Annotated in this window: 22 protein-coding genes; 2 read left to right on the forward strand and 20 right to left on the reverse strand. The window is 74.0% G+C overall.

Annotation, left to right across the window (positions count from 1 at the left end):
• The first annotated feature begins 1 nt into the window (after window position 1).
• The gene (gene argH / locus D9C15_RS25375) at window positions 2–1,402 is read left to right on the forward strand and encodes an argininosuccinate lyase (RefSeq protein WP_128001376.1); all 1,401 of its coding nucleotides are present in this window, start codon (window positions 2–4) and stop codon (window positions 1,400–1,402) included.
• A 13-nt stretch (window positions 1,403–1,415) separates the two neighbouring features.
• Here the strand turns inward: argH and D9C15_RS25380 are convergent, their stop codons facing one another.
• From D9C15_RS25380 to D9C15_RS25435, 12 genes are all read right to left on the reverse strand, one after another.
• Entirely contained in the window at window positions 1,416–2,597 is a 1,182-nt protein-coding gene (locus tag D9C15_RS25380; RefSeq protein WP_128001377.1) for a DUF5666 domain-containing protein, read from the reverse strand.
• Window positions 2,594–3,499, reverse strand: a complete 906-nt coding sequence (locus D9C15_RS25385; RefSeq protein WP_205854903.1) for a DUF6502 family protein — start codon at window positions 3,497–3,499, stop codon at window positions 2,594–2,596. Before D9C15_RS25385 ends, D9C15_RS25380 begins: the two co-directional genes overlap by 4 nt.
• 84 nt (window positions 3,500–3,583) lie before the next feature.
• On the reverse strand, window positions 3,584–4,765 hold the full coding sequence (locus tag D9C15_RS25390; protein WP_128001379.1) for a DUF5666 domain-containing protein: 1,182 nt from the start codon (window positions 4,763–4,765) through the stop codon (window positions 3,584–3,586).
• 147 nt (window positions 4,766–4,912) lie between these two features.
• Window positions 4,913–5,278: a hypothetical protein gene (locus D9C15_RS25395; RefSeq protein WP_128001381.1), complete on the reverse strand. Its 366-nt coding sequence runs from the start codon at window positions 5,276–5,278 to the stop codon at window positions 4,913–4,915.
• A 90-nt stretch (window positions 5,279–5,368) separates the two neighbouring features.
• On the reverse strand, window positions 5,369–6,391 hold the full coding sequence (locus tag D9C15_RS25400) for an FAD:protein FMN transferase (protein WP_128001383.1): 1,023 nt from the start codon (window positions 6,389–6,391) through the stop codon (window positions 5,369–5,371).
• A gap of 7 nt (window positions 6,392–6,398) precedes the next feature.
• The gene (locus tag D9C15_RS25405; RefSeq protein WP_128001385.1) at window positions 6,399–8,786 is read right to left on the reverse strand and encodes a response regulator; all 2,388 of its coding nucleotides are present in this window, start codon (window positions 8,784–8,786) and stop codon (window positions 6,399–6,401) included.
• Between the two features lie 19 nt (window positions 8,787–8,805).
• Window positions 8,806–9,999, reverse strand: coding sequence for a ligand-binding sensor domain-containing protein (locus D9C15_RS25410; RefSeq protein ID WP_128001387.1), 1,194 nt, complete (start codon window positions 9,997–9,999; stop codon window positions 8,806–8,808).
• Window positions 10,000–10,018: 19 nt separating this feature from the next.
• A complete protein-coding gene (locus D9C15_RS25415; protein WP_128001389.1) occupies window positions 10,019–11,062 on the reverse strand; it encodes a ligand-binding sensor domain-containing protein in 1,044 nt (347 codons plus the stop codon).
• Complete coding sequence (locus D9C15_RS25420) at window positions 11,059–11,352, reverse strand: c-type cytochrome (RefSeq protein WP_128001391.1); 294 nt, start codon at window positions 11,350–11,352, stop codon at window positions 11,059–11,061. Before D9C15_RS25420 ends, D9C15_RS25415 begins: the two co-directional genes overlap by 4 nt.
• Window positions 11,349–11,780: an SEL1-like repeat protein gene (locus tag D9C15_RS25425; protein WP_128001392.1), complete on the reverse strand. Its 432-nt coding sequence runs from the start codon at window positions 11,778–11,780 to the stop codon at window positions 11,349–11,351. The genes D9C15_RS25420 and D9C15_RS25425 overlap by 4 nt, the downstream gene beginning before the upstream one ends.
• 75 nt (window positions 11,781–11,855) lie before the next feature.
• Complete coding sequence (locus tag D9C15_RS25430) at window positions 11,856–13,250, reverse strand: sigma-54-dependent transcriptional regulator (protein ID WP_128001394.1); 1,395 nt, start codon at window positions 13,248–13,250, stop codon at window positions 11,856–11,858.
• 5 nt (window positions 13,251–13,255) lie between these two features.
• Window positions 13,256–14,704, reverse strand: a complete 1,449-nt coding sequence (locus tag D9C15_RS25435) for a HAMP domain-containing protein (protein WP_164886850.1) — start codon at window positions 14,702–14,704, stop codon at window positions 13,256–13,258.
• Between D9C15_RS25435 and D9C15_RS25440 the strand changes: the two genes are divergently transcribed.
• On the forward strand, window positions 14,703–15,233 hold the full coding sequence (locus D9C15_RS25440; RefSeq protein ID WP_128001398.1) for a tetratricopeptide repeat protein: 531 nt from the start codon (window positions 14,703–14,705) through the stop codon (window positions 15,231–15,233). The two genes, D9C15_RS25435 and D9C15_RS25440, sit on opposite strands and share 2 nt — an antisense overlap.
• On the opposite strand, the gene D9C15_RS25445 is transcribed toward D9C15_RS25440, so the two are convergent.
• The 8 genes from D9C15_RS25445 to D9C15_RS25480 are packed head-to-tail and all read right to left on the reverse strand — an operon-like array spanning window position 15,234 to window position 23,391.
• The gene (locus D9C15_RS25445) at window positions 15,234–15,815 is read right to left on the reverse strand and encodes a Tll0287-like domain-containing protein (RefSeq protein WP_128001400.1); all 582 of its coding nucleotides are present in this window, start codon (window positions 15,813–15,815) and stop codon (window positions 15,234–15,236) included.
• Window positions 15,812–16,516: a tetratricopeptide repeat protein gene (locus D9C15_RS25450; RefSeq protein WP_128001402.1), complete on the reverse strand. Its 705-nt coding sequence runs from the start codon at window positions 16,514–16,516 to the stop codon at window positions 15,812–15,814. Before D9C15_RS25450 ends, D9C15_RS25445 begins: the two co-directional genes overlap by 4 nt.
• A complete protein-coding gene (locus tag D9C15_RS25455) occupies window positions 16,513–17,061 on the reverse strand; it encodes a tetratricopeptide repeat protein (protein ID WP_128001404.1) in 549 nt (182 codons plus the stop codon). The genes D9C15_RS25450 and D9C15_RS25455 overlap by 4 nt, the downstream gene beginning before the upstream one ends.
• On the reverse strand, window positions 17,058–17,813 hold the full coding sequence (gene ccsA / locus D9C15_RS25460; RefSeq protein WP_128001406.1) for a cytochrome c biogenesis protein CcsA: 756 nt from the start codon (window positions 17,811–17,813) through the stop codon (window positions 17,058–17,060). The genes D9C15_RS25455 and ccsA overlap by 4 nt, the downstream gene beginning before the upstream one ends.
• Window positions 17,806–18,804, reverse strand: coding sequence for a cytochrome c biogenesis ResB family protein (locus D9C15_RS25465; protein WP_128001408.1), 999 nt, complete (start codon window positions 18,802–18,804; stop codon window positions 17,806–17,808). Before D9C15_RS25465 ends, ccsA begins: the two co-directional genes overlap by 8 nt.
• A complete protein-coding gene (locus D9C15_RS25470) occupies window positions 18,801–21,395 on the reverse strand; it encodes a cytochrome c3 family protein (protein ID WP_128001410.1) in 2,595 nt (864 codons plus the stop codon). The genes D9C15_RS25465 and D9C15_RS25470 overlap by 4 nt, the downstream gene beginning before the upstream one ends.
• Window positions 21,395–22,459 (reverse strand): 6-bladed beta-propeller, encoded by a 1,065-nt coding sequence (locus D9C15_RS25475; protein WP_128001412.1) that lies wholly within the window; start codon window positions 22,457–22,459, stop codon window positions 21,395–21,397. The genes D9C15_RS25470 and D9C15_RS25475 overlap by 1 nt, the downstream gene beginning before the upstream one ends.
• Window positions 22,456–23,391 carry an NHL repeat-containing protein gene (locus D9C15_RS25480; protein WP_128001414.1) on the reverse strand — a complete coding sequence of 312 codons (936 nt, stop codon included), beginning with the start codon at window positions 23,389–23,391 and terminating at the stop codon, window positions 22,456–22,458. Before D9C15_RS25480 ends, D9C15_RS25475 begins: the two co-directional genes overlap by 4 nt.
• Window positions 23,392–23,393: the final 2 nt, after the last annotated feature.

A 23,393-nucleotide genomic window follows, 5' to 3' on the forward strand; every position in this document is an offset into this window, starting at 1 on the left:
CATGTCCTCGAACCAACTCGACAAGAAGTCACAGGCCTGGTCGGCGCTCTTCTCCGAGCCGATGAGCGAGCTGGTGCAGCGCTACACCGCGAGCGTCGGCTTCGACCGCCGCCTGTGGCGCGCGGACATCGCCGGCAGCCTGGCGCACGCCGAGATGCTGGCCGCCCAGGGCATCATCTCCGCGGCCGACCACGCGGACATCCGGCGCGGCATGGCGCAGATCACGCAGGAGATCGAGTCCGGCGCCTTCGAGTGGAAGCTCGCGCTGGAAGACGTGCACCTGAACATCGAGGCGCGCCTGACGCAGCTGGTGGGCGACGCCGGCAAGCGCCTGCACACCGGCCGTTCTCGCAACGACCAGGTGGCCACCGACGTGCGGCTGTGGCTGCGCGACGAGATCGACGGCCTGGCCGCGCTGCTCGGCGAACTGCAGCGTGCGCTGGTGGACCTGGCCGAGAAGAACGCCGAGGTCATCCTGCCCGGCTTCACGCACCTGCAGGTGGCGCAGCCGGTGAGCTTCGGCCACCACCTGCTGGCCTACGTGGAGATGTTCGCGCGCGACGCCGAGCGCCTGGCCGACGTGCGCCGGCGCACCAACCGCCTGCCGCTGGGCGCCGCCGCGCTGGCCGGCACCAGCTACCCGCTGGACCGCGAGCGCGTCGCGAAGACACTCGGGATGGAGGGCGTCTGTCAGAACAGCCTCGATGCGGTGAGCGACCGCGACTTCGCGATCGAGTTCACCGCCGCCGCGTCGCTGTGCATGGTGCACGTGAGCCGCTTCAGCGAGGAGCTGGTACTGTGGATGAGCCAGAACTTCGGCTTCGTCGACCTGGCCGACCGCTTCTGCACCGGCTCGTCGATCATGCCGCAGAAGAAGAACCCGGACGTGCCGGAGCTGGCGCGCGGCAAGACCGGCCGCGTGGTCGGCCACCTGATGGGGCTGCTGACGCTGATGAAGGGCCAGCCGCTGGCCTACAACAAGGACAACCAGGAAGACAAGGAACCGCTGTTCGACACGGTCGACACGCTGCGCGACACGCTGCGCATCTTCGCCGAGCTGGTGGGCGGCATCGTCGTCAAGCCCGAGGCGATGGAACGCGCCGCGCGGCGCGGCTACGCCACCGCCACCGACCTGGCGGACTACCTGGTCAAGAAGGGCCTGCCGTTCCGCGATGCGCACGAGGTGGTGGCGCACGCGGTCAAGTCGGCGCTGGCGCGCGGCGTCGACCTGGCGGAGCTGAGCCTGGCCGAGCTGCAGGGCTTCCATGCCTCGATCGAGGCCGACGTGGCGCAGGCGCTCACGCTGCGCGGCTCGCTGAACGCGCGCAGCGGGGTGGGCGGCACCGCGCCGGCCCAGGTGCGCGCGCAGGTCGCGCGGCACCGGGCGCGGCTCGGCGCCTGAGCGCCGCCGCGACCTAGCGGATCCGGATCCGCGTCGCCAGCAGCCGCGTGCCGTCGGCCGACAGCACGCCGCGCGCCTCGACCTCGCGGCCGACGCTCAGGTCGGCGGCGCTGCCGTCCTGGAACTCGGTGTTGACACCGTAGGTCACGCGCACGCCGCGCAACACGAAGGTCTGCAGCGCCGGGAAGCTGGCTTCGATCGTGCCGCGCAGCTCGCCGACCTCGGCCCCGCCGTCGTCGACCTTGACGCGCGTCGCGCGCAGCACGCCGCCGCTGGCCGCGCCTTCGGCCTCGACGCGCGCGCCCAGGGCGATGCCGGACTCGTTCTCCAGCGTCGCCGTGCTCGCATCGACCGGCTGGCCGTTGATGCTGAAGCTGCGCGTCGTGGCGAACGCGGTGATCGTGCCGCGCAGCCGCGCATCGCCGCGGTCGGGCAGGCGGCGCACGCCGTCCTCGAAGGTCAGCACCTTCCAGCGCCCGCCCACCGCCGTGGTGGCGATGGTCACGCGCACGATCAGCCCGTCGCGCAGGCCGGTGGGTGGCACGACGCCGTCGTAGTCGAGCGTCAGCGCGCCGAGCCGGAAGGTGCGCGCGCCGAGGTCCAGCCCGCTCACCGCGCCGCGCAGCTTGAACGCGGCCAGCGTGCCGCCGCGCGGCTCGATGCGCGTGGCGATCAGCCGGCCGTTGAGCCCGTAGAAGCCGTAGACCTCGACGTTGCCGCCCAGCGCCACGCTGGCCAGGCCCTCCGTGTAGCTGGCGTCGAAGGCGGTGCGGCCGCTGGCGACCAGCACCGTCTGGCCCAGCACCGTCAGGCTGGAGCCGGCCAGATCCACCGACTGGACCGGCCCGACCAGCTCGCTGGCGAAGCGGATGCGCGTGGCGGTCGCGGTGGGCGCGCTGCTGGTGCCGCCGATCGGCCCGCTCTCCACCTCGACCAGCATGCCCAGGCGCAGCGCGTCGCGCGAACGGCTGGCGCCGCTTTCGTCCTCGACCTGCGCATTGCGGTCCTCGAACTCGATGCCGTTGACGAAGATCGAGCCGAAGCCGGTGACGGGACCGGACGCATAGGCGCCGGTGCCGCCGACGCCCACGCCGCCGCCGCAGCCGGCCACCACGGCCGCCCAGGCCGCGACGCTGGCGGCCGCCCAGCGGCACAGGCGCGCGCGCCACGAAAGTTGCAGGGTGTCGGGACTCATGTCTTTCCTCCGTCGCGGCGCCGCCGCGGGGCGGCTGCCGGCTGCTGGTCCTGGGTCGGCGCGGTGGCCGGGGCGGCGTCCACCGGCGCCTGGTAGCTGAACAGGCCGATGCGCACACGCTGCTCCTGCGCGACGCCGGCCTTCGCGTCCGTGTCGATCAGGCGCTCGAGCATCGGCACCAGCACATCGGTCAACGCACGCCACTGCTCGGCGATGACAGGGCGCAGCGCCTGCAAGGACTGTTCCGACAAGCCGTCGGCGAACAGCGCCTGCTCGAAATGCTGGCGCCCGTCGCCCAGCACGTTGGCCACCGCGGCGCTGAGGTGGTCGCCGACGTTGGCGCCGAGGAACTGGTCCATGCGCGCCCGGTCGCCGCGCGGCACGGCCGACTCGATCTGCAGCGCCACGTGGTCGTCGTCCTCGTCGTGGTGGGCGTAGCCCAGGCGGCGCATCTCCTCGAGCAGCGAGCGCGGGTGCATGTCGCGGGTCACCGCCTGCGCCAGCGACTCGAAGCTCGGCGCCGGCCCGAGCCGCGGCAGGCGCAGCGGGCGGCCCTGCCCGTCGCGGTACAGCGGGTCGCTGATCCAGTGCGCGAACACCTCGCTCGGGTAGGAGCGCACCCGCGGCGTGGCACGCTGCTGTGCGGCCACCAGGCGCGTGACCTCGCGCCGGTTGATGCCGGTGGCCGCGCTGACGCGGCTGACGCGGCGGTGCTCCGGCAGCGTCGGGTGCGCCGCATGGGCCGCCGCGACGAAGGCCGCGCGCACCATCTCGTCCACCGCCGCGTAGCTCAAGCCGCGCGCCACCGCCAGCTGCGCCAGCGGCACCAGCAGCGCGCGCACCGCCTCCAGCAGCGCGGGCTGCTCGCCGGGGCTCGCAGGGATGTCGCCAGGCTCGGTCACGATGGGGGGCGATGGTAGCGGGCGCTGCATGCACGAAGGGCGGAGCGCCTCGCGGCGCCCCGCCCCGTCACGCACCGGTTGTGCTCAGTCCTCGAACTCGATCAGCACCGCGGTCAGCGTGCTGCGGTCGGTCGACAGCCGGCCCTTGACCTCGACCTGCACGCCGTCGGCCAGGTCGGCCTCGGCGCCGTCCTTGAAGATCAGCGTGCCGGAGTAGTCGACCGTCACGCCGCGCAGCACGAAGGTCTTCGCCTCGGTGTTCAGGTCGCCGACCGTGCCGTGCAGCTCGATGCCGCGGATCGCGTCGTCGTCCTCGTCGAGCACCTTCACGCGGGTGGCGATCACGGTGCCGTCCTTGGCGGTGCCACGCACCTCGACCCGCGCGCCGGCCGTCACCGGGCCGTCGTCGATGCGCGCCGCGCTGGCGTTCACCGGCACGCCGTTGACCTCGAAGTGCGTCTCGTCGGTCAGGTCGGTCACCGTGCCGCGCAGGCGGGCCACGTCGTGGTCCTCGACCTTGCGCACGCCGCTGCGGATGCTCACCGCGACCCACTTGCCCTCGACCTGCGTGGTCTGCAGGCGCACGCGCACCCGCAGGCCGTCGTCGAACAGCGCCGGCAGATCGGTCACGCCGGCGTAGGAGATCAGCGCGTCGCCGATCTTGAAGGTCTGGGCCGTGGTGTCGAGTTCGGCGACCACGCCGCGCAACTTGAACAGCAGCGCGTTGTCCTTGTCCTCGATGCGGGTGGCCACGTAATGGCCGGTGCTCGCGTCCATCAGCGCATGCACCTCGACCACCAGGCCGGCCCAGGCCTGCGGATCGGCGGGCAGCGAATCGTCGACCACCGTCTCGGGCCGCAGCTCCACGGTCTGGCCCAGCACGACGAGGCTGGTGCTGTCGCTGGCGACGCTGGCCACCGGGCCGACGATCTCGCTGCCGAAGCGGATGCGCAGCGCCTTGGCGCGGCCGGTGCTGTCGTCGATCGCCCCGCCCTCGATCTCGACCATGGTGCCGAGTTGCAGGTCGTCGCTGCCACCGCGCTCGCCGTCCTCGTTCTCGATCTCGGCGCCGCTGTCGTCGAAGCGCACGCCGTCGACGATGATCGATCCGAAGCCGCTGATCGGCCCGGAGGCGAAGGTGGTCGCGGTGGTGCCGTCGCTGCTGCTGCTCCCGCCACCGCCGCAGGCCGCCATCAGCGCGGCAGCCAGCACCGCCACCACGCCGCCCAGGCCCCAGCGACGGGCCTTGATCCAGGGTTGATTCATCGCTACTCCTTGTCCGGTTGATGCATCCCGGCGCCGGCGGCGCCATGGCATGGGTCGGACTATAAATGTGCGTTACGCACATTTCAACACCCGAACGCACGAAGGCGTAACCGGCCGTGTGGCCGGGTCGTCATCGGTGGGAGGGGTTCAGCGCGCCGCGACCGGGCCGCTGCGCCAGGGCGCCAGGCTCACGCTGCAGTCGGGGCTGCGGTAGCAGATGGTCGCGCGGGCGAGTTGCTCGACGAAGGCCGTCTCGCTCGGCGGGCTTCCGAGTTCCACCACCCAGCGGCGCCGCGGATCGAGCGGGAAGGCGGTGCCGTGCACCACGGCGCGCACCGCCGGCGCCGGCGCCGGCGCCGGCTCGGCCGCGGCGGTCGGCCCGGCTTCGGCCAGGCACACCAGGCGCAGCGCGTCCTCCGACAGGCCGCACAGCCAGTGGGTCTCGGCCTGGGCAGCCGGCGCGGACAGGGCGGCCGCAGCGGCGGCCAGGGCGGCAACGAGGTGGCGATGCATGGCGTCTCCCGACGCCTTTGTTTCGGCCGCGCCGGGCAACGCTTGAGCCCGGCGCGCGTGAGCCCCGCCACACCGGGCAGGCGCCCGCGTTCAGACGATGCGCAGATCCCGCTGCACCGCCTCGTCGACGAAGGTCAGCCGCTGCGCCAGCCGGCCGTGCGCCCGGGCCCGCCCGTCGGCGCCGACCACCAGCACCTGGTCGAGCCCGAGCCGGGCGGCCAGCGCCTGCCAGCGCGCCGGCCCGGCCACGAGCAGCGCGGTGGCGGCGGCGTCGGCCCAGGCAGCCGAGGCATGGACCACGGTGACGCTGGCCAGCGCCTGGGCCGGCTGCGCCGCCGCCGGATCGAGCACATGGGTGGCGAGCCGGCCGTCGGGCAGGCGGCGCCAGCGCTCGTAGGTGCCCGAGGTCACCACCGCCTCGCGGCCGTGGGTCTGCAGCGTGGCCAGCAGGCCGGCGCCGAAGGGGTTGCGCAGGCCGATGCGCCAGGGCCCGTCCGCGCCCTGACCGAACGCGGCCAGGTTGCCGCCCAGGTCGAGCAGCGCGTCGCGCACGCCCTGGCGCTGCAGCGTGTCGAGCGCCTCGTCGAGCGCCCAGCCCTTGGCGATGCCGCCCAGGTCGAGCTGCAGCGCGGGGTGTGTGCTGCGCACCCGGCCGGCGCGCCACTCGAGCAGCGCGAGCGACGGCGGCGCCGCGCGCCAGCGCTGCAGCCAGGCGGCCGCCGGCGCGGGCCGTTCGTCGAGCCGGTCGGCGTGGAAGCCCCAGGCCCCGACCAGCGCCCCGAGCCCGGCGTTGAACAGCCCGGCACTGTCGCGCTCGGCCCGTTGCGCCAGGCGCAGCAGCGCCGCCAGATCGGCCGGCGGTTCGGCCCAGCGGCCGGCGCGCAGGGCATCGTTGACACGCCCCAGCGTGCCGGGCTTCCAGGCGTTCCACTGCGCGTTCAGTTCGCCCAGGCGCGCCCAGCAGGACAGCGCGCCGGCGACCGGCCGCGGTGCGAGCAGCTGGCACGGCGAGCCGAACAGCTCGCGTGTCTCGCGCACCAGGCCTTCGGCCTGCACCCGCCAGGGCGCGGCCAGCGCGGCAGCGAGCAGGCTCCGGCGCGAGGGGCCGCCCATCGTGTGCTCAGCTGCGCGGGCGCAGCGCCAGCAAGGCCGCCTGCACCCGCTCGCGCTCGCGCCCGATCTGGCCGACCAGCGCCGGCACACCGTCCAGCCGCCCCTGCCGCGCCAGGCCCTCGACCTCGACGCACAGCGCCGAGAGCCGGCGCGCGCCGATGTTCTCGCTGACCGACAGGTAGCGGTGCGCCAGCGCCCGCACCCGCGCCGCATCGGCGGCGTCGATCGCCTGCGCGAGCGCGGCCTGGTGACCGGGCGAATCGGCCACGAACAGGTCGATCAGCTCGCGCACCAGGCTCGGCTGTGCGTCGTCCTGCATCGCGCGCAACTGCTCGAGGCGGGCCGGGTCGACCACCAGGTCGGCATCGGCGGCCGCACTCGGCGCCGGTGCGGCGATCTGCAGCAGCGCCGCGGCGAGTTCGTGAAGCTCGATCGGCTTGGCCACGTAGCCGTCCATGCCGGCCGCGAGGTAGGCCTCGCGGTCGCCCGGCATCGCGTTGGCGGTCATCGCGATCAGGCGCGGCCGGCCGTCGGCTCCGCGCCGCGGCGCGATCCAGCGCGCCGCCTGCAGGCCGTCCATCTCGGGCATCTGGATGTCCATCAGCACCACGTCGTAGGCCTGGCGCTCGACCGCCTCGATCACCTCCAGCCCGTTGGCGGCCAGGTCGGCACGGTAGCCGAGCCGCTGCAGCAGGCGCAGCGCGACCCGCTGGTTGATGACATGGTCCTCGGCCACCAGCACGCGCAGCGGCAGCCGGCGCGCCAGCGCACCGGGCAGCACCGACGGCGCGGCGGCCGGCGCGGCCGGCGCGCCGGACACACGACGCGGCCCCTGCAGCACCGCGACGAGCGTGGCGAACAGCTGCCCGGCCTTGATCGGCTTGGCCAGCACGCCGGACAGCTGCGCCGCCTCGTGCGGCGGCAGCGCGGCGCGCTGGCCGAGCGAGGTCAGCAGCACGATCGGCAGCTCCTCGGCGCTGCGCCGGCGCCGGATGTCGATCGCCAGCGACAGACCGTCGGTGGCAGGCATGCTCATGTCCAGCAGCGCCAGGTCGTAGGGCTCGCCGTGGCGGATGCGGTCCAGTGCCTCGAGCGCCGAGGGCAGCGTCGAGGGCAGCATGCCCCAGCGCAGCGCCAGGCGCGTCAGGATGCGCCGGTTGGTCAGGTTGTCGTCGACGATCAGCACGCGCCGGCCGGCCAGCGCCGGCACGTCGCGCTGCAGGTACTCGGGCGGCACCGCCGCGGGCGCGACCCCGGCCACCACGCTGGCGCGGAACACCGAGCCCACGCCCGGCTCGCTCTGCACGCTGACCGTGCCGCCCATCAGCTCGGCCAGGCGCCGGCTGATCGCCAGGCCCAGCCCGGTGCCGCCGAACTTGCGCGTGGTCGACGCGTCGACCTGGCTGAAGGACTGGAACAGGCGCGGCAGGTGCTCGGCGGCGATGCCGATGCCCGAGTCCTTCACCGCCAGGTGGATGCGCACCCGGCCGTCGCCGACCGGCTCGCTGTCCACCGCCACGAACACCTCGCCCTGGTGCGTGAACTTGACCGCGTTGGACAGCAGGTTCACGAGCACCTGGCGCAGCCGCGTCGCGTCGCCCACCAGCGCCTCGGGCGTGCCGTCCTCGATCAGGTAGGCCAGGTTGAGCTGCTTCTCCTGCGCACGCGGGGTGACCAGGTCGAGCGCCTCCTCGACGCAGCGGCGCAGGTCGAAGGCGTGCTGCTCGATCTCGAGCTTGCCGACGTCGGCCTTCGAGTAGTCGAGGATGTCGTTGATGATCTCCAGCAGCGATTCGCCGCTGGTGCGGATGGTCTGCGTGAAGTCGCGCTGGTCCTCCGACATCGGCGTGTCCAGCAGCAGCGTGGTCATGCCGATCACCGCGTTCAGCGGCGTGCGGATCTCGTGGCTCATGTTGGCCAGGAACAGGCTCTTGGCGCGCGCCGCCGCCTCCGCCTCGGCACGTGCCTGCTCGAGCGCACGCGCCTGGCGCTGGATGTCGCTGATGTCGCGCAGGATCGCGGTGAAGTACACCTCGCCCTCGAGCTCGACATGCGCGATCGAGGCCTCGGCGTCGAACAGGCTGCCGTCGGCGCGCAGGCCGTGCACCTGGCCGCGCTCGCCCATGCGTCGCGCCGGGCGCGCCGAGTCGGCGAAGCGGCGCAGGTGCTCGGCGTGGCGGGCACGCGCGGCCTCGGGCAGCAGCCGGTCGAGCGGCTGGCCGAGCACCTCGGCCGCGCGGTGGCCGAAGATGCGCTCCGCGCCCTCGTTGAACAGCACGATGCGCTGGGCGCGGTCGGCCACGATCACCGCGTCGTCGGCGATCGCCAGCAGGCGCGCCAGCAGCGCGCCGAGGTCCTTCGGTTCGAGGTCGCGCAGCAGCGAGGAGGTGCCCATGTCGACGCGGGTGCGGCACTCACGACGGCCGCAGCCGCGCCACGCCGCCGAAGCTGCCGACCCAGCGCGTGCCGTCGCGCGCGGTGGCCAGCGAGAACACCGCGTTGTCGAACAGCCCGTCGTGCGTGGTCAGCACCTCGAAGCGGCCGCCGGTGAGCCTGGCCAGGCCGTTGTTGGTGCCGATCCAGAGCTGGCCCTGCGGGTCGACGTGCAGCGCGAACACATGGTTGCCGGGCAGCCCTTCGGCCACCGTGTACTGGGTCCAGGTCGTGCCGTCGAAACGCGACAGCCCGCCGCCCCAGGTGCCGGCCCACACCACGCCCTCCCGGTCCACCGCCAGCGAGACGATGTAGTTCGGGTTGTAGGCCACGTCCACCTCGGACAGCCCCATCTCCTGCTTCTGCTTCGCGTGGTGCTCGCTGACCTTGGCCGGGTCGTTCCTGAACGCGATCTGGTCCTTCACCTTGGCGTAGGGCGCCCCCAGGCCGTCGGCGTGTTTCCAGTGCTGCCAGCGGCCCTCGAAGAAGCGCGCCAGGCCGCCCTCGGTGGCCAGCCAGACCTCGCCGCGCGGGCCTTCGGCCAGGCCGTAGACCCAGTCGTTGGGCAGCCCGCCGCGCGTGCTGTCGACGGTGTGCAGCTCCCACTTCGAGCGCTCGTCGAGCGCACCGCCCCTGACGCGGTTCACGCCCGACCAGGTGGCGATCCAGACATCGCCGTCGCGGGTCTTCAGCAGGTCGTAGACGAAGGCGTCACCCAGGCCGTCGGGGATGTTGTAGGTGCGCAGCTTCTGCGTGGCCGGGTCGAGCAGCGCGAGGCCGCCGCCGTAGGTGCCCAGCGCGATGCGATCGCCCAGCCGGCCGACGTAGAACACGCCGTTGGACAGCAGCCCGGCGCCGGTGTCGTAGAGCTTGTACTCGTCGCTGCGGGTGTCGTAGCGCACCGCGCCGCCGGAGGTGCCGACCCAGACCACGTCGCCGTCGACGAAGATGCGCTTGACGTTCTTGTTGCCGACGCGGAAGTGGGTGAACTTCTGCGCCGTGTCGGCCCCGACCTTGCCTTCGCGCTGCGGGCCGGCGGGCGCGCTGGCGGCGACCTGCGGCGCGGGCACCGGCGCGGCACTGCCGCCCTGCTGCCGGCCGAGCTGGTAGGCGCCGGCCAGCGCCGCGCCGAGTGCGATCAGCGCGAGGCCGGCGAGCTTGAACGGGAAGGCCATGGACAGTCCTCGCATGGGGTCAACGAGCGATGCGCACCACGCCGCGGCGTGTGCCCACCCAGACGCTGCCGCCGGGCGCGACGGCGAGCGCGTAGACGTTGCGGTCGAGCAGGCCCTCCTTCGGGCCGAAGCTCTGCCAGGTCTTGCCGTCCCAGCGCGAGACGCCCTGGTTGGTGCCGAACCAGAGCGCGCCCTCGTCGTCCTGCGCCAGGCTGTAGACGATGTTGCCGGCCAGGCCGTCGGCCGCGGTGAGGTTGCTCCAGCCCTTGCCGTCCCAGCGCGAGGCGCCGCCGCCCCAGGTGCCGGCCCAGATGCCGCCGTCGCGCGCGGCCAGCATCGCGAACACGTAGTTCGGGTTGTAGCTGCCGGGTCCGTCGGCGCCGACCGTGAGGTCGTGGCGCGACCGGGTGCCGAGGCCGGTGTTGGTGGAGATCGGCAGCTTGTCGCCGTTGGGCGCGCCGAGGCCGTCCTGGTGGGTCCACGAGGTCCAGCGCCGGCCGTCGAACATCGTCACGCCGCCTTCGGTGCCGAACCAGACCCGGTCGCGCGCATCCACCGCGATGCCGTAGACCCACTCGTTGACCAGTTCCTTCACGTAGGTGCGGAACTTGCCCGTGCGGGCCTCGACCTTGTTGACGCCGGCCCAGGTGCCGATCCAGAAGTCGCCGTTCCTCTGCTGCGCGAAGGCGTAGATCCAGTAGTCGGCCAGGCCGTGCATCGGGAAGAAGGTCTTCCACTGGCCGTCCTTGTAGCGCGAGGCGCCGCCGGCGTTGGTGCCGAACCACTTGTTTCCCCGCCGGTCCAGCCCGATCGCGAACACGTACTCGTTGGCCAGGCCCTCCTTGCGCGTGAAGGTCTGGCGCAGCTTGCCGTCGGCCAGCGCCACCTCGTGCACGCCGGCCGAGGTGCCGACCCACAGCGCGCCACGTGCCGGCTCGACCGTCAGCGCCCGCACGTACACGGCCGGGCCGACCTCGAAGCTCTCTTGCACGCGCCAGGCGCGCTGGGCCTGGGCGAGCGGGGCCGCGAGCAGCAGCATCAGCGCGAACAGGAGGCGGCTCATCGCATCGTCCTCAGGTGCGAGACGATGTCGAGGATCTCGCGGTCGCGCAGCACGCCCTGGTAGGCCGGCATGGCGCCGCGGCCGCTGCGGATGGCCTCGAGCAGCACCGGGTCGGGCTTGAACAGCACGCCGGGCCGTGCGAAGTCCGGCGCGGTGGGCATCACCGGTCGGCCGCTGCCGCCATGGCAGTTCGCGCAATGGCGCTGGTAGAGGTCGGCGCCGCGCAGCACGTCGGCAGCCTGGGCGCTGCCGAGCCCGGCCAGCAGCGCGGCGGCCAGCACGAACCTCACGGCCGGGCCCCCGAGGCAGCCGGCCCGAGCTGCCGCAGCGCCTGCGCCGCGCCGGCATGGCCGAGCGCCGCCGCTTTCGAGAAATGCTCGCGCGCGGCCTTCTCATCTTTGGCAATGCCCCGGCCGGTCTGCAGCAGGTTTGCCAGCCCGGCGTGGCCTTCGGCGTCGCCCTGCTCGGCGGCCTGGCGGTACAGCCGCGCGGCCTCCTCTGGGAAATCGCCGCGGTCGAGGATGAAGGCGAGCAGCACCTGCGAGGGCGCATGGCCGGCCTGCGCCGCCGGGCGCAGCGCGGCCATCGCCGCGACCACGTCGCCGCGCCGGTAGGCGGCCACGCCACGCTCGTGGTCATCGGCCGGCGCCGCGGCGGCCCAGGCCGCCGCGCACCACATCGCCGCGCTCAACCAGGTCGCTCCGACTGCCCTGCGCATCCGCCCTCCTTCGCTGTGTACGCGGGGGCCGTACTGCCAATTCCGTGCCACGCGACACGCTTCTCTCGCGCCGTCTCAGCCCCCCGGCGCGGCCGGCGGCGGCAGTTCGCCGGGGTACTCCTCGAGCTTGCGGTACAGGCTGGACAGCCCGATGCCCAGGCGCTGCGCGGCGCTGCGCCGGTCGCCGCCGGCGTCCTCGATCGCACGCAGGATCAGCGAGAGCTCGAAGCGCCGCACCCGCTCGCGCAGGCTCGGCTCGCCGCCGCCGGCCTCGCCCGCGGGCAGCGGCAGCGGCGCGGCACGCGTCACCTCGGGCGGCAGGTCGACCGCGCGGATCACGCCGCCGTCGGCCAGGATGGCGGCGCGGTGCAGCACGTTCTCGAGCTGCCGCACGTTGCCCGGCCAGGCGTAGGAAACCAGCATGTCCTCGGCCTCCGGGTCGAGCGCCAGGCTGCGCCCGCCCGAGGGCTGCACGCGCTGCGCGATCAGGTGGCGCAGCAGCGCCGGGATGTCGGCGCGGCGCTCGCGCAGCGGCGGCATCGGGATGTGGAACACGCTCAGGCGGAAGTACAGGTCCTCGCGGAAGCGGCCCTGCGCCACCATCGCCGGCAGGTCGCGGTTGGTGGCCGCGACGATGCGCACGTCGATGCGCCGGGCCTGCTCCGAGCCGAGCGGCCGCACCTCGCGCGCCTCCAGCACGTGCAGCAGCTTGGTCTGCAGCGGCAGCGGCAGCTCGCCGATCTCGTCGAGGAAGATGGTGCCGTGGTCGGCCTGCGCGAACAGGCCCTTGCGTGCCCGGTCGGCGCCGGTGAAGGCGCCCTTGGTGTGGCCGAACAGCTCGCTCTCGATCAGGTTCTCGGGGATGGCGCCGCAGTTCACCGGCACGAACGGGCCGTCGCGGCGCGCCGAGAGCTCGTGCAGGCGCCGCGCGGTGACGCCTTTGCCGGTGCCGCTCTCGCCGCTGATCAGCACCGTGCTGTCGGTCGGCGCGACGCGGCTGACCAGGCGCTCGACCGCCTGCATCGCCGGCGAACCGAAGGCGAACGGCGCCGCCGCCGGGCCCATCACCAGCTTGCGCAGCGCGCGGTTCTCCTCGCGCAGGCCGCGCAGCGCGTCGATCTGCTCGAGCCGGTGCAGGATCTCCTCGTGGCGGACCGGCTTGGTGATGTAGTCCCAGGCGCCGGCCTTGATCGCCTCGATGGCCGAGTCGACCGACGCGAACGCCGTCACCATGATGAAGGTAGCCGCATGGCCGCGCGCACGTGCCTGCTTGAGCAGCTCGATGCCGTCGGTGACCGGCATGAACACGTCGGACAGCACCACGTCGACGTTGCCGGCGTCGAGCCTGGCCAGCGCCTCGGCGGCCGAGGCGGCGCTGTCGACGGCGTAGCCGGCCTTGCCGATGGCCGCGCTCAGCACCTGCCGGATGGCCGGCTCGTCGTCGACGACCAGCACGTTCAGGTCCGGCATCGGGTTCAATCCTTCCGACCGGTTCCGTCGATCGGCAAGGTCAATTGGATGCGCAGCACCGGCCCGGCGTCTTGAGCAAGCACAAGCCGGCCGCCGAGCGGCGCCAGAAGCGCACGGGTGAGCTGCGCGTCGCGCTGGTGGGCGCTGTCCCAGGGCTCGCCGGCCACCGGGAACAGCATCAGCACCTCGGCCATCCGGCCCGCGCCGCGCGTGCGCACCTGCGCCGCGGCGCGCCGGCCCTCGCGCTGCAGGGCGTCGCAGCCGCTGGCCAGCCAGAGCATCAGCACCTGCTGCAGCGCGTCGGCCGAGCTGTGCACGGCCGGCAGCGCCGCATCGGGCTCGAACTCGACGCGCACGCCGCGCCAGCGCTTGTCGTAGCCGTTGAGCTGCACCACGCGCTGCACCAGCGCGTTCAGGTCGAGCCAGTCGCTGGCCGCCGGGTTCGGCGCCGCGGCCTCGGCCAGCGCCCGCGCGGCCTGCCCGGCACGCTGCGCCTGCTCGAGGATGATCTCGGCACCGGCCTCGATCTCCACCGGGTCGGTCTGGCTGCGCAGCACCTGCGCCGTGCCGCTGATCACCGCCAGCGGGTTGTTGACCTCGTGCGCCACGCCGGCGGCCAGCGCGGCCACGGAGCGCATCTTCTCGGCATGCGAGCGGCGCTCGCCGTCCAGCTCGATCTGGCGCTCGCGTTCGTCCAGGTCCTCGGCCATGCGGTTGACGGCGTGCATCAGCCGGCCGAGCTCGTCGGCACGGCCCACCGGCAGCGCCACGCCGCGTTCGCCGCGCACGATGCGCCGCGCATGCGCCTCGAGCGCGCGGATGTCGCGCGCCAGGCGGCCGAAGGTCCAGGCCGCGAGCGAGCCGAACAGCAGGAAGCCGACCACCGCCAGCACCCAGGATTCGAGCGTGACACGTTCGTACTGGCGCTGGTAGCCGCGCGTCAGCGCGTCGATCTGCAGCGCCAGGCTGCCGCGCCGGCCCTCCAGCGCCTCGGCCGTACGGTGCAGCGTCTCGCGCATGTCGATCCAGTTTGCGCGCACCGGCGCCGCGCGCAGGCCCTCGTAGCTGCGCACCACCGCCTTCTGCAGCAGCGCGTAGGCCGGGTCGAAGGCGTCCAGCGCGGCGAACAGCCTGTTGCAGTTCTCCATGTACAGCACGATCTCCTGCGGCAGCGGCGGATCCTCGCCGGCGGCGGCGCTGCTGATCTCGGCCACGTCGATCACCGCGGCGCCGACCGCCGCCTCGGCCAGCGCGAGCGCCTTGTCGTGGCGCTGCAGCTGCTCGAGCGCGGCCACGCTGTCGAGCACGCGCGTGCGCTCGTGCGACAGGTAGGCCGCCGAGCCGAGCAGGTAGGCCAGCAGTGCGACGGCGGCGAGCCAGCCGCGCGCCTTCAGCGAGCGCCAGACGGGAACGGGGCTTGCATCGGAGGCCGCTGCCTCCGGGAGATCGTCCATGCGCCGTCGTCGCCTCATGCCGCTCATGCTGGGTTCGTTGCTGTGGCCCGTATTCTCGGCGCAGGCGGACCCCTTGCAGGACGGCATCGCTGCCGTGCAGCGCAAGGACTACCCGGAGGCGGTGCGCCTGCTCGAACCGCTCGCGCGCGCCGGCAACGCCTCGGCCCAGCTGCGCCTCGGACTGCTCTACTACCACGGCCACGGCGTGCGCGAGAGCGACGCGCAGGCGCTGCAGTGGTTCGAGCGCGCCGCGCGCCAGGGGCTGGCCGACGCGCAGTTCCACCTAGGCAACATGTATGCCTACGGCCTGGTGGCGCTGACCGGCGAATCCGACCCGGCGCGCGTGGCGGCGCAGTGGTACTTCGAGGCCGCGCGCCAGGGCCATGCGGACGCGCAGTACAGCCTGGGCATCCTGTTCCTGACCGGCAGCGGCGTGCTGCGCGACGAGGCCGAGGCACGCCGCTGGATCGAGCGCGCCGCGGCTCAGGGGCATGCCGACGCGGCGGCCTACCTGAAGGGCAAAGGCTGACTACAGCGGCTTCTTGAACGTCACCGCGCCACGCACACGGCCGAGCGCCAGGCCGGTGGCCTTGTCGTGCGGGTAGTCGTGCGCCAGCTGCTGGCGGATCGGCTCGCTGATCTGCTCGACCGGGCCGTGGCAGTGCATGCAGGGTGACTGCATCGGCAGCGCCTTCATGTAGCGCAGGTAGCGGCCGGCCGGCTCGACCACGACCTCGGCATGCTCCAGCGCCTCGGCCTTCTCGCCGCGCGCGACACGCTCGTCGAAGTCCATCAGCACCTTCTGCTCCCAGGCGTCGCCCCAGCCCAGCGAAGGATTGCGCGGCGTCAGGCTGACCCGGGTGACGCGCGCGCCGTACTTGCGCGACAGCGCCGAGGCGATCTCGGGCACGGTGTACTTGCACACCACGATCGCGCGCAGCGGGCCGCTCGCGTCGATCGCCTTCAGCAGCTCGCTGCGCACGCCGGTCACGAGTTCGGACGAGGCCTTGCGGGCCTCCTCGAGCGCGGCCTCGGGCACCTTCTCGGCCGCGGCCAGCGGGCCGGCGGCGCAGGCCGACAGCAGCAGCGTGCGGGCGAGACGCGGGGTCATGGCCGTGCATTCTGCGCGTTCTCGAGCTGCTGCAGTTCCTGCAGGCTCCCCGCGACCGAGCGGGCCAGCGGCGCGCCTGGCGGCAGCGCCTCGAGCGCGCGCTGCCAGTAGCCGCGGGCGCTGGCCAGCTCGCGTGCCTCGAATGCGGCGCTGCCGGCCAGCGCCAGCGCCTTCGGGTGGCGCGGATCGAGCTCGAGCGCGCGCTGCACCAGGCGCAGCGGCGCACCGGCCAGGCGCCGGCCCTGCGCCGCGGCCCACACGTCGGCCTGGTCGGCCAGCACGCCGGCGTTGCCCGGCAGCAGCTCGGCCGCGCGGCCGTAGGCCGTGGCCGCGTCGCGGTAGCGCCCGAGCGCGGTGTAGGAACGCGCCAGCATCAGCCAGCCCGGCGCATCGTGCGGCTCGCGCTGCAGCCGCTCCACCAGGCCCTGCGCGAGCCGCGCCACGCGCTCGGGCGTCACGCCGCCGCGCATCATCTCGGCGGCGTCCGGGCGCAGCGGCGGCCCGAGCAGCTCCGGATGGCCGAGCCTCGCCCAGCCGGCCGCGGCCAGCGCCGGCAGGCCGAGCGCGATGACCAGGCTCAGGCGCCAGGGCCGCGGGCCGTCCGGCGCGGCGGCCTGCCACAGCGGCGGCAGCAGCAGCAGCAGTGCGCCGCCGAGCACCAGCAGCGCCACCGCGGCGAACACCAGCAGGTCCGGGTTCACCGCCGCGCCTCCCGATCGCGGGAATCGGTTCCCGACTCCGGGAACGTGCGCGCACGGCTGTCCCACTCCCACAGCGCGGCACGGGCGCGGCGCAGGTGGGCCGGGTCGCCGTCCTTGGCGCGGTGCAGGTAGGTGCGCATCGCGCCGATGGCCTGCGGCAGGTCGCCGCGCTGCTCGTGCGCCAGCGCCAGGCCGTGGTAGGCGTTGGCCTGCTCGGGGCGCAGCGCGGTCGCGGCTTCGAAGAAGTCGCGCGCTGCCTCGGCCCGGCCGAGCCCGAGCAGTGCGTAGCCCATGTTGACATGCGCCTCGGGCAGGCGCGGCGCGAGTTCCAGCACGCGGTGCAGCGCGGTGACCGCATGCTCGTACTGCTTCGCGTGCAGCATCAGCACGGCCTGGTCGAAGCGCTCGCGCACCTCGTCGCGTGGCGGCGCCCGTGGCGCCTCGTGCACCGGCGCGCCGGCCTGGATCCACGCACCGCCGGCCAGCACCAGCGCGAGCGTGAGCAGCGCGCCGAGGCGGCGATGGTCGCGCCGCACGGTCTTCACAGGGCCCCCTGGTGCGGCGCAGTCGAGACGAACGGCACGCCGAAGAAGGTCAGGAAGGCGAGCGCGAAGCAGCCGGCCAGCGCCAGCGCCTGCCCGCGCGGCGCGGGCCGCAGCATGGCGCGTGCGTGCAGCGTGGCGGCCAGCGCGAGCCAGCTGACGAAGGCCCAGCTCTCGAGCGGATCCCAGGCCCAGAAGCGGCCCCAGGCGTCCTGCGCCCAGACCGCGCCGACGATCAGCATCAGCGAATCGGCGACGAAGGCGAACGCGGCGAAGCGGTGCGCCAGTTCGTCGCAGCGCGCCGCATCGGCCTGCCGCCACGCGTGCAGTGCCAGCGCCACGGCCACCAGCAGCAGCCCGAGGTAGAGCTTGCCGACCAGCGCGTGCAGGTAGAGCAGCGGCGTCGCATAGGTGGCCGGCAGGTGGCCGGGCGCGGCATCGGCGAGCAGCAGCCAGGCCGCCAGCAGGCCCAGCACCGGCAGCGCGGCCGGCAGCGCGGCACGCACCTCGCGCGAGACGGCCGCGGCGCACGCGGCCACCAGCGCGAGGCTCCACAGGCTGCTCGACAGGATCTCGTGCATGGTGGTGAACGGCCCGTGGCCGAGCACGGCCCAGCGCCAGCCGAGCGCGCCGGTGTGCAGCAGCAGGCCGAGCGCGACCAGCGGCAGCGTGGCCACCGCGAGGCGACGCCACGCCGCCAGCCCGGCCGAACCGTAGGCCGCGAGCGCGAGCCCGAGCAGTGCCGCCTCAGGCATGGCCGGGCCTCGCGAGCGCCGCGGCCGCCACGGGCCGGCGCGGCGCGAACTTCAGCGTGTAGTGCAGCCCGAGCGCGAGCGCGGCCAGCAGCGCGGCCGCGAGCAGCCAGGGCAGCGTCGGGTCGTGGTGCACGCGGTAGCCCATCCAGCTGTGCAGGCCTTCGTAGACCAGCGTGCCGCCGGGCAGCGCCAGCGCGTCGCCCGGACGCAGCTCGGCACGCACGGCATCCACGCGCAGCACCAGGTGGTGGCGCTGCGGCAGGCGCCAGTGCGCCGGCCCGGCCGGGTCGATCAGCGCTTCGTCGATCTCCAGCTGCACCCAGGCCGTGCGGCCGTCGGGCAGCGGCCACTCGCGGTGCTGGCGCAGCTCGTGGGCCGGGTAGCTCGGCAGGTGCACGGTGCCGCGCTGCGGCTCGCCGCGTTCGGGCACCCAGCGCAGCAGCGGCGCGAAGCCCTTGTTCGGGCTGGTGTAGACGCGGTAGCCGGCGATGCGCAGCGGCCGGTGGTCACCGATCACCGCGCGCTGCAGCCGACCCTGCGCGTCGACCCAGGCCACCGGGTTGCGCGTCGCCCCGCGCTTGCGGCCGGCCGCGTAGTCGATCTCGAAGCCGTCGTGGCGGAAGCGCAGCGCCTGCAAGGCATCGTGGTGCCAGGCACCGCGGCGCGCGTCGAGCAGCGTGCCGTCGAACTCGACGCCGTCGCTGAGCTCGAAACGGCCGTCCAGCGACACCAGGCGCGACAGCCCGGCCAGCGCCACCAGCGCGAGCAGCGCGAGGTGCGCCACCAGCAGCGGCAGCTGGCGCCGCAGCGCCGGGTGCACGGCGAGTGCGGCCAGCAGGTTGAGCGCCAGCGCGGCGAGCACCGCACCGAGCGCATAGGCCCAGCCCGCCTGGACCACGCGGCCGGCCAGCACCACCAGCGCGAGCAGCGCCAGCCACGCCAGCGTCGCGCGCAGCGATCCGAGGTGGGCGAGCAGGCGGCGCGGCGTCATGGCGGGTTGCTGCAGACGTCGCGCATCCAGTCGCGGCCGGTCTGCGTGCTGTTGCCGTTGGTGCCGAAGGTGGTGCCGCTGCCGGCCGAGCCGCAGTTGGTGTCGACCCAGTTGCCGCTGGTGGCGAAGCTGCGTACCTTCAGCTTGGCGTTCAGGTAGTAGGGCTCCTGGTTGAAGGCCTGGGCCGAGGCGTTCATGCGCCACTCCTCGTTGCCGGCGCGCCCGGCCTCGGGACCGACGTCGTTCAGGTTCACCAGCAGCGCCTTGTTCTTCCAGCCGTGCGGCACCGCCACGTGGCACCAGTTGCAGCGGATGCGCTCGATCTTGTCGGTGTGGAAGGCGTGCAGGTTGCCGCGGTCGGTGTTGAAGAAGCCGGTCTGGCCGGAGCCGTTGCGATTGGCGTAGGTGGCCGGGTTGTGGCACTTGAAGCACAGGCCGTTCGGGTTCGGGCCGTTGTCGCCGCGGTTGTCGGCGCCGACACCGGTGTTCCACAGCCCCTTGAGCAGGAAGTTGTTCTGCGAGCCGTGCGGGCCCCAGGGCGCACCGTTCTCGCCGCCGGCCGGCACCACGCTGTTGTCGGCGGTGTTGGAGCCGTGGCAGTCGCTGCAGTACATGGTCTGCGTACCGACCGCGTTGCCCCAGGGTGCGCGGAACGCGCTCGCGCCGGCGCCGTTGCGGCCGGTCGGCCCCATCACCGGGTGCCAGCCGCGGTGGTTGTTGGTGAGGAAGTTCGAGCCCGCGCCGGAGTTCGGCCTCGTGCCCTCGCCCTGGTGCGTGGCCGGCGCCTGGAACTCCCTGGCCTGGTTGGTGTAGACGGTCAGGTTGTTGGTGCCGGGCGGCGTGCCGCCGAGCCGGCCGAGGGCGGGCCGGTTGCCGGCCGGGTAGAGGTTGTTGTCGGCGTAGCCGTAGTCGGAGTGGCACTTCAGGCAGACCTGGTACTCGCGCGTCACATAGGGCGCGGCCACCGAGGTGTCGGCGCTCGCGCCGGGGTCGCCGCGCTTGACGGTGTAGCCGCCCGGCAGGCTGTGGAACGAGGTCGAGCCGTAGACCGGCTCCACGCCCCAGGCACCGCGCAGCACGCCCGAGGCGAGGTTGGTGTGGGTGTAGCCCGTGGTCTCGTCGTGGCGGTGCGTGCCGGCCGCATCGGGCGCGCCGGCGAGCCCGCCCGCGCCGCCGGCGAAGCTGCGGAACTTCACCACGCGGTGCGGGTTGTGGCAGTCGGTGCATTCGGCGTGGCGCTGCGCCAGCGTGGCGCGCGGCTCGAGGCCGTCGGCGCCGCAGCGGTTGCTCGGGCCGCTGCAGTCCAGCCCCGGGTCGCTGAAGCTCGACGACGGGTCGTGCACCTCCTCGGTCGTGCCGCCCTGCTCGGCCGTCGTGATCGGCATGCGGATCGCGAGGTTGAAGTCGGTCTCGATGTTGGGCACCTGCGCGGTGGCGGCGAGCACGGACTGGGCCAGCGTGGTGTGGCACTGGTAGCAGGTCTTCTCCAGCGCCGGGTTGCCGCCTTGCTTGGCGGCCAGCGGGTTGCCGGGCGGCAGCGGCGCGTCGGTGCCCTCGCGCGTGAGCCGGCGCGCGCCCTGCACGGTGTGGGTGTCGTGGCAGTTCAGGCAGGCGGCGCGCCACACCGGCAGCGCGGCGGGAAACTCGCGCAGCGACGCCGCGCCGGCGAGGTAGGTCTCGTCGGCCACCTCGGGCCGTGCATGGGCCGAATAGGCCCACACGCCGAAGCCGCCGTTCTTGTCGTGGCAGGCCACGCAGACGATGTCGGTCTGAGGGTTGTGCACGGCCGTCGGCGCGGCCTGCTGGAAACGCGGCGCGCGCAGGAACTTGGCGTTGCCCTGGCTCGCGTCGAGTTCGCGCAGGTGCGGGTCGTGGCAGGTGGCGCACTGCACCTGGCCGGCCCCGTTGGCGCCCGTGGGCTCGAGCGGCAGCAGCGGCTTGACGCCGGGTGCGCGCAGCCCGATCACGCTGCCGCTGCCGGCCGGGTGGCGCTGCGCGCCGTCGAGCGTGCGCAGCTCGCCGTCGCGCGTGGCGAGCGCGCTGTCGTAGGTGAGCGAGATCGGGTGGTCGTTGCGCAGGTCGGTGCCGAGGTAGCGCGTGAAGCCGCTCGTCGTGCCCTCGCCCGCCGGCATGGTGCCGCCCGGGCCGGTGCCGGCCATCGGGATGCTCACGTTCTGCCGGCCGTTCAGCACGTTGACATTGCCGATCGCCAGCGTGCCGTCGTGGCACGACAGGCACAGTTTCGAGCTGCCGCCGGGCTGCGCGTTCAGGGCGTCGGTGATGCTCTGCGCGTCCAGCGTGCTCGAGGTGTAGGGCGTGTAGGTGGCCCCGGCCGGGATGCGCCGGTTCCACAGCGGCGCGCGCAGCGACGCGCCGCCCTGGTCCTGCGCGCTCGCGCCGTGCGGCGTGTGGCAGAACACGCAGACCTCGCTGGTGCCGCCCGCCGCGGCCTTCACCGTGCCGGGCCCGTCGATCGACAGGTTGTGCTTCGTGCCGCGCACGTCGGACACCCGCTGCGCCCCGGCGACACGCACGACCAGCGTGCCGGCGAGCACGGCGACCAGCGCCAGCAGCAATGCAAAGCCGCGCATCAGCTGCCCCCCAGGAACTGGAACAGCACGATGCGGCCGTTGAACATGTCGGCCACGTGCACGCGGTTGGCCGCATCGACCCACACGCCCGCGGGCAGGTAGAAGCGGCCGGTGGCGGTGCCGGTGCCGCCGATCGGCATCAGGAACTCGCCCTGCGGCGAGAACACCAGCAGGCTGTCGTAGTAGGACTCGACCACGTAGACATGGCCCTCGGCGTCGAGCGCCACGCCCTTGGGCCGCACCAGGTCGCCCACGAACAGGCCGCGCCGGCCGATCACCTGCCAGGCGCCGTCGGCCCCGCGCAGCTGCACACGCTGGTTCAGCGTGTCGGCCACCACCAGCCGGCCGGCGGCGAACGCGAGGTGGGTCGGGAAGTTGAACTCGCCCGGCGCCTCGCCGCGCCGGCCCAGCGTCTCGATCAGCGTGCCGGCCTCGTCGAACACCTTGATGTCGTGCGCCGCGGTGTCGGCCACGTAGAGCCGGCCGGCGGCCGCGTCGCGCGCCAGGCCGGTGGGTCGCCGCAGCGCGCCGCGGCCGATCACCGCGCGCGCCTGCCCGGTGGCGTCGAGCCGCGCGACGAAGCCCAGCTCCGCGTCGGCCACGTACACGCCGCCACCCGGCGCGCTCGCGAGGCCGCCGGGGGCGACGAAACGCAGCACGCCGTCGGCCTGCTCCCAGACCTGCAGCTCGCCGCGCGCCGCATCGAACACGAACACCGCCTGGCGGCTGGTGTCGCTGACGTACAGCCGGCCCTGCTCGTCGCCCGTCACCGCCGCGGGCCGCTGCAGCACCACCGGCGCCCGGCCGCGGCCGTCGAGCCCGACCAGCCAGCGGCCGAAGGCCTCGAGCCGGCCGGTCGTGGGCTCGTCGGGCCGGAAGTTGGGCTCGCCGGTCAGCGTGCCGGTGTAGGCGAAACGCGGCACCTCGGGCGGTTGCGGCCAGAGCAGCCGCTCGCCCTCGGGCGCGTCGGCCAGGCCGTAGTGCAGGCGCCCGCGCACGATGCCGTCGCTGGCGCAGCCGGCCAGCGCCAGGGCCAGCGACACGAGCCGCAGCGCGGCCTTCATCGCGCCGCCTCCGCCCGCAGCGTGAACAGCTGCACCTGGCCGAGCAGGCGATCGGCCAGCGCCAGCGTGCGCTCGTCCACCGCCAGTGCGCCGATCTGCTGCACACGCAACGCCTCGGCCGCGACGCTTTCCGGCCGTGCGGTGTTCAGCACGTGCAGGGCCGGGCCCTGCGCGTCGGCGACGAACACACGTTCGGCACGATCCACCGCCAGCGCCACCGGCTGCTGCAGCACACCCTCGCCCAGGCTCGCCAGCACGCGGCCGTCGCGCGCCACGCGGTGCACGCGCCCCGCCGCGCGGTCCAGCAGGTAGACCGACTCTCGCCCGGCGGCGATCGCGTCGCTGCCGGTGATGCGGCGCTCGCCGGCGCGCGGCAGCACGGTGGTCGCGAGCGCGCCCACCGGACGCAGCTCGCTCCATTGCGCCAGCCCGGCGTCGGCCACCAGCAGGCTCGCGCCGCCGTCGGCGAGCGCGAAGCCGGACGGGCTGGCCGGCCCGGTGCGCAGCGTCTGCAGCAGCCGGCCGTCGCGTGCGAAGCGCAGCAGCTGGCGCGCCGGCACGTCGAGCACCCAGGCCGACAGGTCGGGCCCGAGCGCGAGTGCCGTGCCGGGGCCGACCGGCGCACCGGCGATCGCGCTGATCGTCTGTGCGCCGAGGTCGGCGCGCCAGAGCCGGCCGCTGGCCAGGTCGGCCACCAGCAGGTCCATGCCGCGCAGCGCGATCGCGCCGGGTGCGATCCACTTGACGAACGCGCCGCTGCCGGGCTTCGCGGGCAGCCCGAAGGCCGGCGCGGGCGGGGCGAGGAAGCCGCCGATCACGTTGCGCCAGGGCGTGAGCAGCGGCTCGTCGCCGCGCGGTGCGGCCGGGCGCAGCGGCTCGTCGGCGCAGCCCGCCGCGGCCAGCCCGAGGCCGGCGAGCAGGCGGCGGCGCACGT

The organism is Piscinibacter defluvii (assembly GCF_004011805.1).
GTDB classification, from domain to species: domain Bacteria; phylum Pseudomonadota; class Gammaproteobacteria; order Burkholderiales; family Burkholderiaceae_C; genus Piscinibacter; species Piscinibacter defluvii.

Excerpts from the sequence above, each read along its gene's own strand:
- argH (WP_128001376.1), top strand. The coding sequence starts at position 2 with ATGTCCTCGAACCAACTCGACAAGAAGTCACAGGCCTGGTCGGCGCTC.
- D9C15_RS25380 (WP_128001377.1), bottom strand. The coding sequence starts at position 2,597 with ATGAGTCCCGACACCCTGCAACTTTCGTGGCGCGCGCGCCTGTGCCGC.
- D9C15_RS25390 (WP_128001379.1), bottom strand. The coding sequence starts at position 4,765 with ATGAATCAACCCTGGATCAAGGCCCGTCGCTGGGGCCTGGGCGGCGTG.
- D9C15_RS25395 (WP_128001381.1), bottom strand. The coding sequence starts at position 5,278 with ATGCATCGCCACCTCGTTGCCGCCCTGGCCGCCGCTGCGGCCGCCCTG.
- D9C15_RS25400 (WP_128001383.1), bottom strand. The coding sequence starts at position 6,391 with ATGGGCGGCCCCTCGCGCCGGAGCCTGCTCGCTGCCGCGCTGGCCGCG.
- D9C15_RS25405 (WP_128001385.1), bottom strand. The coding sequence starts at position 8,786 with ATGGGCACCTCCTCGCTGCTGCGCGACCTCGAACCGAAGGACCTCGGC.
- D9C15_RS25410 (WP_128001387.1), bottom strand. The coding sequence starts at position 9,999 with ATGGCCTTCCCGTTCAAGCTCGCCGGCCTCGCGCTGATCGCACTCGGC.
- D9C15_RS25415 (WP_128001389.1), bottom strand. The coding sequence starts at position 11,062 with ATGAGCCGCCTCCTGTTCGCGCTGATGCTGCTGCTCGCGGCCCCGCTC.
- D9C15_RS25425 (WP_128001392.1), bottom strand. The coding sequence starts at position 11,780 with ATGCGCAGGGCAGTCGGAGCGACCTGGTTGAGCGCGGCGATGTGGTGC.
- D9C15_RS25430 (WP_128001394.1), bottom strand. The coding sequence starts at position 13,250 with ATGCCGGACCTGAACGTGCTGGTCGTCGACGACGAGCCGGCCATCCGG.
- D9C15_RS25440 (WP_128001398.1), top strand. The coding sequence starts at position 14,703 with ATGCGCCGTCGTCGCCTCATGCCGCTCATGCTGGGTTCGTTGCTGTGG.
- D9C15_RS25435 (WP_164886850.1), bottom strand. The coding sequence starts at position 14,704 with ATGGACGATCTCCCGGAGGCAGCGGCCTCCGATGCAAGCCCCGTTCCC.
- D9C15_RS25445 (WP_128001400.1), bottom strand. The coding sequence starts at position 15,815 with ATGACCCCGCGTCTCGCCCGCACGCTGCTGCTGTCGGCCTGCGCCGCC.
- ccsA (WP_128001406.1), bottom strand. The coding sequence starts at position 17,813 with ATGCCTGAGGCGGCACTGCTCGGGCTCGCGCTCGCGGCCTACGGTTCG.
- D9C15_RS25465 (WP_128001408.1), bottom strand. The coding sequence starts at position 18,804 with ATGACGCCGCGCCGCCTGCTCGCCCACCTCGGATCGCTGCGCGCGACG.
- D9C15_RS25470 (WP_128001410.1), bottom strand. The coding sequence starts at position 21,395 with ATGCGCGGCTTTGCATTGCTGCTGGCGCTGGTCGCCGTGCTCGCCGGC.
- D9C15_RS25475 (WP_128001412.1), bottom strand. The coding sequence starts at position 22,459 with ATGAAGGCCGCGCTGCGGCTCGTGTCGCTGGCCCTGGCGCTGGCCGGC.